Raw genomic sequence first — 14,094 nt, forward strand, 5'->3', positions numbered from 1 at the left:
CTCCTGAGAGCTCCCGAAGAACCCCCGAGGGCTTCCGGTCGCTCCCGAAGGCTTCTGAAAACCTCCGAGGGCTTCCGATCGCTTCCCGAGGGCTCCCGATGACGGAGCGTCCGCCGCGGCCCGCTACTCGACCATCCAGTGGAGGGCGAAGTAGGACAGCACGGCGACCAGCGCGGCCGCCGGGATCGTCAGGATCCAGGCGGTGATGATGTTCCCCGCGACCCCCCAGCGCACGGCCGACAGGCGCTTGGTGGCGCCGACGCCCATGATGGCGCTGGTGATCGTGTGGGTCGTCGAGATGGGGGCGCCGAAGCCGATCGCCGCGGTGTAGAGCACGGTCGCCGCGGCGGCCTCCGCCGCGAACCCCTGCGGCGGGTTGAGCGCGATGATCCGGCGTCCCAGGGTCCGCATGATCCGCCACCCGCCCGCGTACGTGCCGAGTGAGATGGCGGTGGCGGCCGAGAGGATGACCCACTGCGGGATCGGGTCACCCTGGTTCTGGTACCCGCCGACCACGAGGGCCAGGAAGATGACTCCCATGGTCTTCTGCGCGTCCTGGAGACCGTGGCCCAGGGCCATCGCCGCCGCGGAGACGATCTGCGCGTGCCGGAACCCGCGGTTGGTCTTCGCGGGCTGGGACCTGCGGAACCCCCACAGGATGCCGATCATGACGAGACCGGCGAGGCTGAAGCCGATCAGCGGGGAGAGGATCATCGGGATGACGACCTTCTCCAGCACCCCGTCCCAGTGGACGGTGCTCGCCGAGGCGATCGCGGAGCCGACCAGGCCGCCGATCAGCGCGTGACTGCTGGAGGAGGGAAGGCCGAAGTACCACGTGACGAGGTTCCAGGTGATCGCGCCGATCAGGCCGGCCCCCACGATGACGAGGCCGTGGCTGCCGTTCGGGGCGTCGATGATGCCCTTGCCGACCGTGGCGGCCACCTGCGTACCGAGATGCGCACCCAGGAAGTTCATGGCCGCGGCCATGAACAGCGCGGCCCTCGGCGTCAGCGCGCGCGTCGAGACGCAGGTCGCGATCGCGTTCGCGGCGTCGTGGAAGCCGTTGGTGTAGTCGAACACCAGCGCCACGATCACCACGCCGATGACGAGTGCGAGCGTGAGATCCACTTAGCTTTCCTTGACCGCGATCGACTCGATCGTGTTGGCCACGTGCTCGAAGGCGTCGGCGGCCATCTCGAGCTGGTCGATGACCTCCTTCATCTTGAGGACGGTCAACGCGTCGTACTCCCCGCCGAAGAGCTTGGCGAGAAGGCGGCGGTAGACCTGGTCGGCCTGGTTCTCCAGCCGGTTGATCTCGATCCAGTACTCGTTCAGGTTCTTCATGGAGCGCAGCCGGGGCATGGCCTCGGCGGTGAGCTCGGCGGCGCGTTCCAGGACCTCCACCTGCCGGACGACCTCCTTGGGAAGGTGGTCGATCTGGTACAGGACGATGAGGTCGGCGGCCGCCTCCATGTAGTCCATGACGTCGTCGAGGTTCGATGCGAGGCGGTAGATGTCCTCGCGGTCGAAGGGGGTGATGAAGCTCTCGTTGAGCCGGTTCATGATCGCATGAGTACGCTCGTCACCGGCGTGCTCACATGCGCGCATTTTCTCGGCCAGGGCTTCCCGGTCCGATCCGTCACTGATGATCTCTACCAGCAGACGGGACGCTGTGACGAGGTTGTTCGCCGAGTCGGCGAACAAGTCGTAGTAGCTGTCCTCACTCGGTGTGAGACGCAGGCGCACGTCGTTCTCCAGATGTGCGGGGATGGTCCGCAGAGAAGGTTACGGGTTACCAGCGGAAATGCGAACTTCACCCGCTAGACACGCACTCTTCCTCATGTCGCTACCCGGCGCATACCCGGAGACACTCGGCTTGAGGCAGCCTTGAGGGCAACTTTCCGTGACCGTTTTGCTGGTTTTCGGCCACATTATGCCGAAGCCAGGTTACATATGGGACTCTCTCCGGCAAGACCGTCCGGCGCGTCGCCCGCGGTCTCCTCCGGGATGCCCGGTTCAGGCGGGCCTGCCGGGATCCCGGGAGGTCGGTCGGGGTGCGCGGCCACCGCCGATGATCAGCGTGATTTCCATCACGACCCGCTTCCCCGCCGTGCCCGGCCTCCCTGGGACGGGTCCGCCCTCCGCTTCCGGACGTCCCCGGATTCCCGGCTTTCGGACTCCCGCCGCCCGACTTCCGGCCGCACCGAATCCCGTGGCGGCCCGTATCGGATCCGGTGGCGGTCACGCCGGATCCGCTGGGGACCGCCGACGGATCCGCTGGCGGCTCCCTGCCGGGTCCCGTCATGGCCCCCCGAGTCCCGTCATGGTCATGCCGGATCCCGTCATGGTCATGCCGGATCCCATGGGGACCGCACCGGATTCCATGGTGGTCGCACCGGATCCGGTGGTGGTCGCACCGGATCCGGTGGTGGTCAGATGGGCGTCCGGTGGAAGTTCAGGTACGAACGGCTCGGCGTCGGCCCCCGCTGCCCCTGGTAGCGCGACCCGTACTTCTCCGAGCCGTAGGGGTACTCGGCCGGCGAGCTGAGCCTGAACAGGCAGAGCTGACCGATCTTCATTCCCGGCCAGAGCTTGATCGGCAACGTCGCGACGTTGGAGAGTTCGAGCGTGACGTGCCCGCTGAACCCCGGGTCGATGAACCCGGCCGTGGAGTGAGTGAGCAGGCCCAGCCTGCCCAGCGAGCTCTTGCCCTCCAGCCGCGAGGCCAGATCGTCCGGCAGCGTGACGACCTCGTACGTGCTGGCCAGCACGAACTCCCCCGGATGCAGGATGAACGGCTCGCCGCTGTCCGGCTCCACCATCCGCGTCAGGTCGGGCTGCTCGACCGCCGGATCGATGTGCGGGTACCGATGGTTCTCGAAGACCCTGAAGTAACGGTCCAGGCGCACGTCGACGCTGGAGGGCTGGATCATCTCCGGCTCGAAGGGATCGATCATGACCCTTCCGGCCTCGATCTCCGCGGCGATGTCACGATCGGAAAGCAGCACGTGAGGCAACCTACCAACGCCGCGCCCCTGAGGCGGCGGCGCTCCCGCACCTCGGACTGCTGAGAATCTCGTCGCTGGGAGGTCCAGAGCCTCCCGAGTTTCCGCTAGAGTGGTCACGCGGCACGCCGCACGCGGGTGTAGTTCAATGGCAGAACATCAGCTTCCCAAGCTGACAGCGCGGGTTCGATTCCCGTCACCCGCTCCATTTTCCAGTCCTCCGTTCGTGACGAGGTCAGTCGGCCCAAGGCCGCGCCAACAGCACCACTCGATCGGTCCCGACATCGAACCCGAGTACTGGGCTGCCCGGATCCCAGTCCCCCTCTGGCGACATCATCACCGACTTGCCCAGCCGCCGCCCAATCACCGTGATGAACTCACACAGGATGTCCAGCCGCTCCTGCCCCTGAAGCTCCCGCAGGTCGACGTCGAAGTCGATCGCGTCATCCGCCATGAACCGGAAGATCGCCAGTACATCAGGCGCCGGCCAAACGCGAAGCTCCGCGCACTCGGCATCCACAGGTCGGGATAGCACCTGCTCGGCACGGGGCAACGGCATGACGACGTCGCCTTCGCGATACTCGCTTCTCCAACCATGGACTTCGATCAAATCGAGGACCATCTGCCAGTCCTCAACCGAGGTGCCTGTAACCCAGACATCCGGCAGCGTCCCCATCAGGCCAGGATCGAAGAAACTCTTAACCTCATCCCACACCAAATCCGACACCCCGCCATGCTGCCCGCTGATGCGAGCTACCGCACCTCGCGTAGATCGAGCCATCATGATCGCGTGCCAGATGCGTGCCAGAACAGGCGGGGAACCACGGTCACTCACGGGGAATCACGGGGACTCGACCCGCCCTGACCTGCATCCCTGTTTTCCCAGCTCAGGGCAGCAAGGTCAGTAGATGATTCCCAAGCTGACAGCGCGGGTTCGACTCCCGTCACCCGCTCCACACCTCAAGCTCCAGGTCAGGGATGGATTCCCGACCCAAAGTCTTCGTCAGCTTCTGAATTCACCCCTTCGCACCACACATGAGGCCTTCGGATGCTTGCTCATTCGGGCCGGCGCCGCCTGGTGCGCAAGTGATCAGCACGCTCCGCTGCCATACGTTCTCGTCGCTCCTGAGTCAGGATCTCTTGGGGACTCAGCACTCGCCGCTTCTCATGTCTGATCGCCAGGCGGATCGCCCAGTAAAGAAAAAAGAACACCAGCACGGCCGGGACAACCCACATGACCAACAGTAAAAAAATTCCAATGAACCCGATCTCCATCTGATCCTCCGTATAGAGGAACCATCATGTCTGATCTTGCAAACTGCGTCCACCGATGACTTCGCCCGGCCATCGGCCTACGGTCAGCCTTCACGTGCCAGCAACCCCGCTCCATGCTCACCGCTCCCAGGAATCAGGCTTGATCCCGTGCCGGATGCCTGCCAGAACAGGCAGGGCACCACGGTCACTCACGGGGAATCACGGGGACTCGACCCACCTTGACCTGCACCCTCGTTTTACCAGCTCAGGATAGCAAGGTCAGTAGATGATTCCCAAGCTGACAGCGTGGGTTCGATTCCCAATTGATATGCTCGACCGAGTCCAGCTGTGTTAAATCTTGAGAATGGAACCCGACTTTATAATCGATGAGCGGCTACGTGGTGTTCTCGACGAGCTTGTCCAGAGGGAGCCGCTCTTTCATCGACCCGAGTTCGGCACAACAAGGGCAGATTTTGAGGCCTTGACAGCACCGGACTTCTGGGAGACAGGGGCGTCAGGAAGGCGTTACAGCCGTGCTTACGTGCTTGATGCACTGGAGGAACGCTACAAAGATCCGCCAGCCGAGGAGTGGCAGACGTCCGATTTCCATTGCCGGGGGCTGGCCACCGACGTCTACCTACTGACGTACACCCTGGTCCTCAACGGACGGATAACACGACGAGCCACGATCTGGCAGCACAGTCCTGATGGATGGACGATCCTCTACCATCAGGGAACCATCGTTCAAGAACCCGGCGAAGATGAGCAGCGTCAGCCGTTCGAGCTTCGTGCTTTAGCCCGGCCTACCGGGTGACGCGGGATATTGCACGACGAAACCGGCCTCCGGCCAGTGGTCGAAGCGTCTTGGTGTAAGTCTGGAAGGGGGGCGTTGATGGTCGGCGGCGCACTTTGAATCCGCAGGTTCTGGAGTTGGTGACGGCTCGTTTTTGATGGCGGGATGCGTGCAGGACGATCTTCCCCCTTGATGGGCAGCTAAGAGCCATACACGCAGTTCAGGCGCATTATGCAGCCAGAAACGTCGACCCGCTGCAAAACCGTTGTGCCTCCGGCGGGGGTACTTCGGCTCCGGGATGATTGACATACCAACACGAGAGCCGCAAGTGGTTACGGTAGGTCGGATCCTCCCGTCTGCCACGTTCCAGGCGAGCTCAACATCTCGACTCCTCCGGGGTGGGACGAGGCAGACGGGAACCGCGGTCACTCACGGGTACTCGACCCTCTCTGACCTGCACTCTCGTTTTCCAGCTCAGGGCAGCAACATCAGTGGATGATTTCCGAGCTGACAGCGTGCTTTCGATTCCCGTCATCCGCCCTGACATCGCACGCTCAGCTCAGGAATGTGATCCGGAACCGAGCCTTCCTCGTTCCCCTCGCGCCGACAACTGCCGAGCAAGCCCGTCGAGGCCGAAGGCGGTTGCTGCGCAAGAAGTAGCGGAACCCGAGAGGTTGAGCCTTGAGGTGGCCACCTGCACCTCATATGTTCGCGAGCTGCCGGTTATGCACCGTCAGAGGCTCGATTTCGGTGGTGTCGTCGTCGACGACGAGCTCGACGCGGAACCGAACCCCCATTGCCGCACCGAGGCGCAGCAGTGTCGCTATATCTGGAATGCCACCACCGCCCTCGATGCGGGACAGAGCGGGTTGGGACATCCTGGAACGCTCCGCCACGACCTTCTGGGCGAGGCCCCGGCGCTTACGGATCTTCCGCAACTGGTCTCCCAACTCCAGGTCACGGCCGACCTGCTCGTAGTCGGGGTGAGACCGCGCATCTGCTTCCATCTCGCGCAGACGCTTCGCCCTGTAGGTTTCCCAGCGGCTGCGACCCATCATGCGCTCCTCTCGGACACGTGCGTGGTGGTCAGGTCGTGCTCTGCCTCGCACCGTTTCCTGGCAGCGTCGCTCGGTTGATGTCGGCGGCCTGCACCCCGTCCTGTGTCTTTCGGAAGAGCGGCAGGATCACGATCACCTTGTTGGACGCTTCCAGAAGGTCAACCGCCAGGTCGTGCGGTCGAGAGCTACTTCTCACCCTCCCATGGCCGCCGGTGGTGAGTCGTGCATCGACCAGAACCGATCGGTCTTCTGGATCCCCTCGCGGCGTCCGCCGGACGTGCCCCACTGCACGCCCGTACGGACGGCGATCGATGGGAAGTCGCGGGAACTCACGGTCACTCGACCGGCGTTGGTCCAGGCCGGCGTTTCCCCGGGCAAATATCGTGATCGTGCAGGACGTCCCGAGCCGACAGCGCGGGTTCGACACCAAGATCGAAACGGATCCGCGCCGCCTCGTACGCGGCCCCCGCGCCGGGACGACTCATGATCTCTTCTCGCTTGTCGGCCCACGTCTTGCGCTTACCCATTCCGCTCACCCCTCATCTGCCGTGTGAGTCTGGGCGACACATCGTCGCAGGGCCCCGCCTCGCATGCTCGACTTCGGCAACCTCACGCGTCCGCCCCTCCCTGTCGAAAGCGCGCTCGTCGCCTGAAGCCCTCCTTACCGGCCGGTCGGCGTGGACGCGTTTTCCGTCGGGCGTTCAGCACCCGCCGGAGATTCGCCGTTCGGTACGGGCTCGGCCGCGGCGGGGCGGTCGTAGATCCCGACGGCCCACCCGCCTGGCCGTTCGCCGATCTCGGCCAGCAGACGTTCGCGTACCTTGGGGTGCGCCAGCGCGCGGGACTGGGCCATCTCGTCGCACCCTGTCGACTTCCGGATCGACCGGCAGCCCGTGACGGCCTCCGCCACCTCCCTGACCGGGGCATCCGCCGGAAAGACCCAGACCTGCAGGGACTGCGGACGCTTCAGCCAGTCGGAGGGCGCCGAAAGCCGGTCGTGGTGTCCGCCCATCGACCCACTGCACCGTCCCGCAGTGCCGCCCGGTTCGCCGCTCTTGAGCTGATGTGAGATGACGACCCAAGCCTGGGGATCGTCGCAGACCACCTTGTAGCCGGTGAAGAAACTGCTCGGAGTGAAGGTCACCGTCCAGGTGACGCCCTCCGTCTCGAACCGCTGGGAGTGGACGAGGGGGAGATCGAATGTATCGGCCCCCAACCTCACGGGAAACTCCTCGGGAAGTTGCGCTCCGGGAGTCACCTGGGCCGAGTCCACAGGACGTTGGGCGACCATCGGCTCGGCCGTCCCGGATGGCCCGGCCAGCAGGCCGTTCACCAGTCCGACGGCGGTGACGGCGATGGCCGCCGCCGTCCCGGCCGTCACCGCCCGCCGAACACGGCGCATGCGGCGACCCCGCTTCACGATCGCGTCGAGTTGAACGGACGGTCCGTGGTGAGCCCGTTCCCCGCCGTGCTCGGTCAGGAGCCGTCGCAGATCACTCTCGGTGTGCCTCATCGCTAAACCCTCTCCAGCTTCATGGTCTGCATGTCCGGATCGACGCGAAGACGGGTGAGGGCGCGGCTGAGCTGGCGCTTCACCGCCCCGGGGGAGCAACCGACGATGTCCGCGACCTGGGCGAGCGTCCGTCCCTCGAAGTAGTGCAGGACGATCACCGCACGTTGGCGCGGGGAAAGCGTGCCGATCGCGCTCCACAACACGGCCCGATCGTCCACCTCGGCGGCCGTGTCGCGTGGATCGGCCGTCTCGGGGACGCTCGCGGCCGGCACCTCCCCGCGCCAGCGCCTTCGCCACCATGAGGCGTGGGTGTTCACGATGATCCGGTAGACGTACGGGTCGGGGTTGCCCTCGACCCGCCGCCAGGCGAGCCATGCCTTCGACAGCGCGGTCTGCACCAGATCCTCGGCCGTGCCCCAGTCCTGGGTGAGGAGATACGCCATCCGGCACAGCCGTAAGCGCCGGTGCGCCACGTACTCGGCGAATCCGTCGTCCATCCATCGTCTCCGTTCCGTCGTCCCGGCGATGACTACCGTCCGGGGGGCGCATCCGGATGACAGGCGTCACGCACCAAGACGAGACGGGAAGATCCGGGCGCGAGGGGTAGGAGTGTCCGCACGGCGTTCTCGAACCGTGCCCGTTCGCGTGACGGTGATGGCCCGGGCGCCGAAAAGGCCACCTCCCGGTGGGAGGTGGCCTTCGTGGGAAGGAGCGACGGTCAGGCGCGCGCGGTCACCAGGGTCACCGCGGTCTCCGAGTGGACGCCGGCCTCGTCCGTGCAGTGCGCCAGGTTCGCGCGTACGGCGGCCGTGAGGGCGGCGCGACGCGAACCGATGTACGGACTGACCGCGGAGAAGTCGAACAGGCAGCAGATCGCGTCGGGCCCGCCGGGGACGGTGGTCGGCAGCGTGCATTCGAGGAGTTCGACGTCGACGAAACCGGCCTCCTTCGCCAGCGTCGCGACCTCGATCCCCGGCAGGGACCACGGCTCCTCGAAGAGAGTCGCCTTGTCCGGGCCGAGGACGGTGGCGACGGCGTCGTGCAGGGCGCGGAAGAGCGGGTTGCGGTGCAGCGGCTGCCAGGTGGTGACGGCGATCCGCGCGCCGGGGCGGGCGGCCCGCCGCATCTCGGCCAGCGCCGCGCCGCGGTCGGGAACGAACTGCAGGACCTGCTGCATGGTGATCAGGTCGAACGCCTCGTCGGAGACGTGCAGCGGGGTGGCGCCGCATTCCACGTACTGGATGGGGGCGCCGTCGACGGCGGGTGATTCGGCGGCGAGGGCGAGCATGGCGGGGTTGAGGTCGGTGCCGACGACGGCGCCGGTGGGGCCGACCGCCCTGGCCAGTACCCGGGCGACGGTGCCGGGTCCGGTGCCGACGTCGAGCGCCTTGGTGCCGGGGGCCGGCGCCAGCGCCTCGACCAGGTGCTCCGCCCACGGCTGGAAGATCGACGGAAGCAGGATGTCCTTGTACGGCCGTACCTGGCCGACGTCGAAGGAGGTGTCCGCGGCCACGGCGGTCCTGGACCGCGTGGCCGTCTCCAGGGTCTCGGCGAGGATGTCGACCTCGTCGGGGGAGTTGTACAGGTAGAACGAGGCCCGGATCGCGGCGGGGACGCCGAACCGGCTGCACGCGAGCTGCGCGCAGTGGTTGCCGGACCGGACGGCGATGCCCGCCTCGTCCAGGCTCGCGCGCATGCGCTGCAGCGGGATGCCGTCCACCACGAACGACAGCAGCGGCAGCCGGTTCGCGGTGTCGGTCGGGCCGATGAAGCGAATGCCGGGCACGCCGCCGAGCCGGTCCAGGGCGTACTCGATCAGGGCCTGGTCGTGGGCGGTGATCGCGTCCATGCCGATCCCGCCCAGGAAGTCGCAGGCGGCGCCGAGGCCGACGGCCTGCGCGACCGGGGGTGTTCCGGCCTCGAACTTGAGCGGGGGCGCGGCGTAGTGCATGGCGTCCACCGTGACGTTCTCGATCATCTCGCCGCCGCCGAGGAAGGGCGGGAGCGCCTCCAGGAGTTCGTACCTGCCCCACAGGGCGCCGATTCCGGTGGGGCCGCACATCTTGTGGCCGGAGAACGTGACGAAGTCGGCTCCCAGCGCGGTGACGTCGATGCCGAGGTGCGGGACCGACTGGGCCGCGTCGACGACCATCAGGGCGCCGACCTCGCGCGCGCGGGCGGCGATCGTCGCGACCGGGTTCACCGTGCCCAGGATGTTCGAGGCGTGTACGACCGCGACGACCTTGGTCCGCTCGTTGATCTTCTCGTTCAGGTCGGAGAGGTCGAGGCGGCCGTCGTCGGTGATGCCGAGGTACCTGACCTTCGCCCCCACCCGCTCGGCCAGCAGCCGCCAGGGGATCAGGTTGGAGTGGTGCTCCATCTCGGTCAGGACGATCTCGTCGCCGGGACCGACGCGCAGCCGTCCGTCCGCCCAGATCAACGAGTTGGCCAGCAGGTTGACGGCCTCGGTCGCGTTCTTGGTGAACACGATCTCCTCGGCCCGCGGTGCGCGCACGAACGTGGCGATCTTGCTTCGTGCCCCTTCGTACAGCTCGGTCGCCTGTACGGCCAGCCGGTACACGCCCCGGTGCACGTTCGCGTTGGTACGGATGTAGTAGTGGTTCAACGCGTCCAGGACAACGGCGGGTTTCTGCGTGGTGGCGGCGCTGTCGAGGTATACGGGTGGGCGGGAACCGTCAGGGGCGGTTTCGAAGAACGGGAATTCCTTCCGAATCGACTCGACGTCGATCGCCATCGTGGTCTCCTCCTGCCGAATGGTGTAGCGGCAGTGTCGGCGCAGCCCGACGGGCTGAATCCAACTGGAGTTGCGTCACGAAGAACCCTCCAGAATAACCTACATTTCAGGTGGGTAGGGTGGCAAGGAGTTACCGTCATTTCTGGCCACCGAGGGCTTTGAATTCCTCACTTAATGTGGCGGCATGGTCGGCGATTTCTTGGTTGACGGCGCGCGGATCATGGCCAGGCGCCGCTCGCGCGGCCTTACCCGAAGAATTCTGGCCGACCTGGTCGGCTGCAGCGAGGAATGGCTCCGCCTGATCGAGAACGGGGTGAAACCCCTGGATCGACTGTCGACCATCATGCGGATCGCCGAGGTGCTCCGCGTCGAGGATCTCTCCGAGCTCGTCGGCGGCCGGACAAAACTCCCGCCCGCCTACGACCACGGTGAATCCGACAAGGTCGGGAACGCGCTGCTGCTGCCCGGCCGGTTCACCGGTGAGGTGACCGAGAGCGTGCCGCGGGTGCGGCACCACGTGATGACGGCGTGGGAGATCTGGCAGCGCTCGCCCCTCCGCTACACCGAGACGCGCCGCCGCCTGCCTTCGCTCCTGTCGATGGCCGACCTGTCGGTCAGGGTCGCCACCGACGCGGACCGGGAAGCCGGTACGGCCGGCCTCACCGAGGTGTACCGGCTGTTCACGGCGCTGCTGCGAAGCTGCGGCCGGCATGCGCTGGCCCTGCTCGCCGCCGATCGCGCGGTGGCCCTGTCGGCGGGCTCGGCGATCACCCGGGCCGAGGTGGCGGGCGTGCTCGTCTCGCTCGGCCGCTACGCCGACGCGCGCTGGCTGTGCCTGGCGGTGATCGACGACCGGCCCGAGTCGCCGGAGGTCACCGGGCTCTGCTACCTGACGGCCGCGCTCGCCGCCGCCGAGGAGAGCGACGTGCTGCGGACCGAGGAGCTGCTGAACCACGCCCGCAAGATCGGCGACCGGCTGGGCCCGGAGTTCGCACTGGAGGTGGACCTGCACCGGGTGGCGGTCGCGGTCCGGATGCGCCGGTACGCGCAGGCGATCCGCCTCGCGGCGGGCGTCGACGCCGACCGCCTCCCCGACAAGGACCGCCAGGCGCGGCACCTGCTGGCCGTGGCCACCGCGCACGCGATGGACGGCGACTCCGGCGCGGCCATGGCGCTGCTGTGGCGGATCGTCGAGGGCTGCCCGGAGGAGCTGCGGTTCAACGCGGACGCCGGACCGGTGCTGGCCCGGCTACGGGCGATGGACTGCGAGTCGACCCGGGGGGAACTGCGGGAGATGACCCGCATCACCGCCTGACCCGCCGACGCCGCCCTCGCCCTCGCTCTCGCCGGGAAGAACGAGGCCTGGGGCCGGCTCCGGCCTCGTCCGCGCGGTGACCACCCACCGGGGCCGCCCCGTTCGAAGCGACGTCGGCCTCACGATCATCCGGTGGGTGTCCCGCGAGGTCTGCCGCCGAAGCGCCAGGGGTGTACCTCCGTGCGGTCGCCGTCGCCGGCCGGCAGCAGCGCCGCGGCGGTCTCCGGGTCCGGCGCCTGTACCGTGGCCGCCCGGCCGATCCGCGTCCCGCCGTCCAGGGTGAGCAGCTCGCCGTACACGATCATGTGTTTCGACGTGACCGGCGCGGGGCCGGGCTCGCCCGTGGTCACCGGCGCGGGGCCGGGCTCGCCCGTGGTGATCACCAGGAACCGGCCGTGGCCGTCGGCGGTCTCGGTGAAGTCCCACATGGTGCGGCCCAGGACGTTGCGGAAGCGGCAGAGCAGCACCGACTCGAAGACGCCCGCGAGGTAGTACGGCTCCTCGTAGGCGAACCCGCGGGCGGCCTCCGCGTCGGGCAGGTCGACGATGTGCAGGCTGCCCGTCGACTCGGCGTCGTCCCCCTCGCCGGTCAGCGTGGGACCGCGGGCGATCAGCAGGTCCCCGTACCCGTCCATGAAGGACCAGTGTTCCTCGCTCAGGCTCATCTTGAGCCCGAAGGCACCGGGGCGGTCGCGGCCGTACACGAAATACTCCACGGTCGTCAGGCTAGATGATCGTGACGGCGCGAGTCCCATGGAGGCCGGGCGGGCACGGGGTTCGCGGGGTCGCCGCAGGTGGTGGGGAATGCCCGGCAGGGCGTGAGGGTTGACGGTTGTCATGACAACCATCGGATTCATCGGCAGCGGGAACATCGGCGGCACGGTCGCCCGGCTCGCCGCCGCGGCAGGCTACGACGTGGTGCTGAGCAACTCGCGCGGCCCCGAGACGCTGAGGGAGCTGGTCGACGAGATCGGGCCGAGGGCCCGCGCCGCGACCTCCGCCGAGGCCGCCGGGGCCGGCGATCTGGTGGTCGTCAGCGTCCCGTTCAAGGCCTGTCGCGACGTTCCGGTGGAGCCGCTCGCCGGCAAGACCGTCCTGGACACCAACAACTACTACTCCGAGCGGGACGGGACCTTCCCCGAGCTGGACGACGCGTCCGCCACGTCCAGCGAGCTGCTGCAGCGGCACCTGCCGACCTCCAAGGTCGTCAAGGTCTTCAACAACATCTACGTCGAGCACCTGCGGGCGCTGGCGCGGGCCTCGGACGCGGCCGACCGCAGCGCCCTGGCGATCGCCGGCGACGACGCCGGCGCGAAGGCGGAGACGACCGCGTTCCTCGACGGGATCGGCTACGACGCCGTGGACGCCGGAGCGCTCGCGGACGGATGGCGCTTCCAGCCGGGAACCCCCGCGTACGGCTTCCCCTACGCCGGGGGGATCGAGGAGTTCTGGGAGTCGCCCGGGGTGCCCGCCGACGCCGCGACGGTCCGCGCGAAGCTGGACGAAGCCCGGCGCTGACGGTCCGCGCGAAGCTGGACGAAACCCGGCACTGACACCCGGACGGGTCCCGGGGGCCGTACCGGCACCGCCGTCGCCCCTTTTTCCGGAGTCGGACGTCGAGAACCACGACGTGGCTTCTACCTCTTTCCGAGGACGCCGTCCGGCTCCGGAAAGAAGTGCATCGTGACCCTCACACCTCCCTCGCCCCCGCGGAACGACGGGCGCGCGGCCGCGCCGGCGCGGCGGGCGTTCCCGGCCCACGCCGCCGACGTCTCGGCGATCGCGGGCATCGCGTTCCTGCTCCTGCTGGTCCTGCTCCACCTGATCCGGCCCGACGTCTCGACGAGCTGGCAGACGACGAGCGAGTACGCGCGCGGCGCGCTCGGCTGGATCATGACGGTGGCGTTCCTGCTGTCCGCGATCGGCTACGGGGGCCTGGCGGTCGCGCTTCTGGCCCGGCCACGGCGGCTCCCGGCCCGGATCGGCGCGGTCGTCCTGGCGATCGCGGCCGCCGGCACGGTCGTCGGCGGCGTCTTCGTGACCGACCCCATCGACACGCCGCAGGATCGGCTGTCCGCCACCGGCACCCTGCACGGGCTCGGCGCCGGCCTCGCGCTCATGCTTCTTCCCGTCGCGGCGCTGCTGATCACCTTCGGGCTCAGCCGCGACGGCTCGTTCTCCACCGCCAGGCGCGGGCTGTGGTGGAGCGCGGCGCTGCCACCCGTGGCGCTGGTCATGTTCATGGTCGCCCAGACCGTCCTGCTCGGGGCCGGCGACGGCGGCTTCGGTCCCGACGTCCCGATCGGATGGCCGGAGCGGCTCCTCGTCCTCGCGTACGCCGCGTGGCAGATCATCGTGGCGCGGATCGTCTCGGGCCGGACCGTGCGGTGAGAGCGCCTCC

Annotated in this window: 15 protein-coding genes and 1 tRNA gene; 5 read left to right on the plus strand and 11 right to left on the minus strand. The window is 67.8% G+C overall.

Translation table 11 applies throughout. The annotated features are described in order from the left end of the window. Positions 1–123: 123 nt before the first annotated feature. The 3 genes from ACLQ2R_RS00185 to dcd form a co-directional block, all read right to left on the minus strand. Complete coding sequence (locus ACLQ2R_RS00185) at positions 124–1,128, minus strand: anion permease (RefSeq protein WP_425957190.1); 1,005 nt, start codon at positions 1,126–1,128, stop codon at positions 124–126. Next, a complete protein-coding gene (locus ACLQ2R_RS00190) occupies positions 1,129–1,746 on the minus strand; it encodes a DUF47 domain-containing protein (protein ID WP_030924556.1) in 618 nt (205 codons plus the stop codon). A gap of 686 nt (positions 1,747–2,432) precedes the next feature. Beyond that, a complete protein-coding gene (gene dcd, locus ACLQ2R_RS00195) occupies positions 2,433–3,008 on the minus strand; it encodes a dCTP deaminase (RefSeq protein WP_386238733.1) in 576 nt (191 codons plus the stop codon). 131 nt (positions 3,009–3,139) lie between these two features. Here dcd and ACLQ2R_RS00200 point away from each other — a divergent pair. Beyond that, positions 3,140–3,213 (plus strand) — tRNA-Gly (locus ACLQ2R_RS00200). 27 nt (positions 3,214–3,240) lie between these two features. Here the strand turns inward: ACLQ2R_RS00200 and ACLQ2R_RS00205 are convergent. Then, on the minus strand, positions 3,241–3,732 hold the full coding sequence (locus ACLQ2R_RS00205) for a hypothetical protein (protein WP_425957191.1): 492 nt from the start codon (positions 3,730–3,732) through the stop codon (positions 3,241–3,243). 329 nt (positions 3,733–4,061) lie between these two features. Further along, positions 4,062–4,280, minus strand: a complete 219-nt coding sequence (locus ACLQ2R_RS00210) for a hypothetical protein (RefSeq protein ID WP_425957192.1) — start codon at positions 4,278–4,280, stop codon at positions 4,062–4,064. Between the two features lie 343 nt (positions 4,281–4,623). Between ACLQ2R_RS00210 and ACLQ2R_RS00215 the strand changes: the two genes are divergently transcribed. After that, positions 4,624–5,073: a DUF4440 domain-containing protein gene (locus tag ACLQ2R_RS00215; protein WP_425957193.1), complete on the plus strand. Its 450-nt coding sequence runs from the start codon at positions 4,624–4,626 to the stop codon at positions 5,071–5,073. A gap of 680 nt (positions 5,074–5,753) precedes the next feature. Here ACLQ2R_RS00215 and ACLQ2R_RS00220 read toward each other — a convergent pair. From ACLQ2R_RS00220 to ACLQ2R_RS00240, 5 genes are all read right to left on the minus strand, one after another. Next, positions 5,754–6,110 (minus strand): helix-turn-helix domain-containing protein, encoded by a 357-nt coding sequence (locus ACLQ2R_RS00220; RefSeq protein ID WP_425957194.1) that lies wholly within the window; start codon positions 6,108–6,110, stop codon positions 5,754–5,756. A 335-nt stretch (positions 6,111–6,445) separates the two neighbouring features. After that, on the minus strand, positions 6,446–6,637 hold the full coding sequence (locus ACLQ2R_RS00225; protein ID WP_425957195.1) for a hypothetical protein: 192 nt from the start codon (positions 6,635–6,637) through the stop codon (positions 6,446–6,448). Between the two features lie 134 nt (positions 6,638–6,771). Further along, the gene (locus ACLQ2R_RS00230; RefSeq protein WP_425957196.1) at positions 6,772–7,443 is read right to left on the minus strand and encodes a hypothetical protein; all 672 of its coding nucleotides are present in this window, start codon (positions 7,441–7,443) and stop codon (positions 6,772–6,774) included. 182 nt (positions 7,444–7,625) lie between these two features. Continuing rightward, positions 7,626–8,120, minus strand: a complete 495-nt coding sequence (locus ACLQ2R_RS00235; RefSeq protein ID WP_425957197.1) for a SigE family RNA polymerase sigma factor — start codon at positions 8,118–8,120, stop codon at positions 7,626–7,628. Positions 8,121–8,341: 221 nt separating this feature from the next. After that, a complete protein-coding gene (locus tag ACLQ2R_RS00240) occupies positions 8,342–10,378 on the minus strand; it encodes a SufS family cysteine desulfurase (RefSeq protein WP_425957198.1) in 2,037 nt (678 codons plus the stop codon). A gap of 184 nt (positions 10,379–10,562) precedes the next feature. On the opposite strand from ACLQ2R_RS00240, the gene ACLQ2R_RS00245 reads away from it, so the two are divergent. After that, positions 10,563–11,693: a helix-turn-helix domain-containing protein gene (locus tag ACLQ2R_RS00245; protein ID WP_425957199.1), complete on the plus strand. Its 1,131-nt coding sequence runs from the start codon at positions 10,563–10,565 to the stop codon at positions 11,691–11,693. 125 nt (positions 11,694–11,818) lie between these two features. Here the strand turns inward: ACLQ2R_RS00245 and ACLQ2R_RS00250 are convergent, their stop codons facing one another. Continuing rightward, on the minus strand, positions 11,819–12,409 hold the full coding sequence (locus tag ACLQ2R_RS00250; protein ID WP_425957200.1) for a YciI family protein: 591 nt from the start codon (positions 12,407–12,409) through the stop codon (positions 11,819–11,821). A 121-nt stretch (positions 12,410–12,530) separates the two neighbouring features. On the opposite strand from ACLQ2R_RS00250, the gene ACLQ2R_RS00255 reads away from it, so the two are divergent. Together ACLQ2R_RS00255 and ACLQ2R_RS00260 are read left to right on the plus strand one after the other, a co-directional pair. Next, on the plus strand, positions 12,531–13,211 hold the full coding sequence (locus ACLQ2R_RS00255) for an NADPH-dependent F420 reductase (RefSeq protein WP_425957201.1): 681 nt from the start codon (positions 12,531–12,533) through the stop codon (positions 13,209–13,211). Positions 13,212–13,376: 165 nt separating this feature from the next. Beyond that, positions 13,377–14,084: a DUF998 domain-containing protein gene (locus tag ACLQ2R_RS00260; protein ID WP_425957202.1), complete on the plus strand. Its 708-nt coding sequence runs from the start codon at positions 13,377–13,379 to the stop codon at positions 14,082–14,084. The last annotated feature ends 10 nt before the right edge of the window (positions 14,085–14,094 follow it).

Origin of the sequence: Streptosporangium sp. DT93 (assembly GCF_049844535.1) — a bacterium.
Taxonomy (GTDB): Bacteria; Actinomycetota; Actinomycetes; order Streptosporangiales; family Streptosporangiaceae; genus Streptosporangium.